Here is a 509-nt window from a genome sequence, read left to right as displayed (position 1 = left end):
CGGTCGTTCCCCTACTGGTTCGTTCCGTTCTCGATCATGGGGCTGGGGGTCTACGGGGGTATCGGCTACAACACGCTGATCTCCTTTACGGACTACGAGGGGTTCGGCCAGGGGCCGGATTTCAGCCCCGGCAACCTCGACCTGGACATGTACGTCCAGGCGATGAACGACCCGTGGGTGTGGACGACGGGCAAGAACACGTTCGTCTTGTTGATCGTCTTCACGACGGTGACGATGATCCTGGGGCTGTTCCTGGCGATCATGCTCGACCGGGGCATCCGCTTCAAAGAGCAGATCCAGACCATCTACCTGCTGCCGATGGCGCTGTCGTTCGTCGTCACCGCCCAGTTCTGGCTCTGGATGTACAACGTCAACAACGGCCTCGTCAACATCCTGTTGGGAGCGGTCGGGTTAGGCCCGTTCAACTGGATCGGCAATCCCGAGTTAGTGCTCGGCGCGGTGATCTTCGCGCTGATCTGGCAGTTCAGCGGCTACGCCATGGTCGTGTT

General features: G+C 60.1%; 1 protein-coding gene. It reads left to right on the top strand.

Annotation, left to right across the window (positions count from 1 at the left end; translation table 11 throughout):
• Positions 1 to 509 (top strand): carbohydrate ABC transporter permease (locus tag ACMGFE_RS26045; RefSeq protein WP_436928185.1); only part of this gene is annotated, 509 nt, incomplete at both ends.

The sequence above is a fragment of the Halosimplex amylolyticum genome (assembly GCF_051414035.1).
Taxonomy (GTDB): domain Archaea; phylum Halobacteriota; class Halobacteria; order Halobacteriales; family Haloarculaceae; genus Halosimplex; species Halosimplex amylolyticum.
The sequence above is the reverse complement of the archived record's forward strand: the minus strand, read 5'-3'. Positions and strand labels throughout refer to the sequence as shown.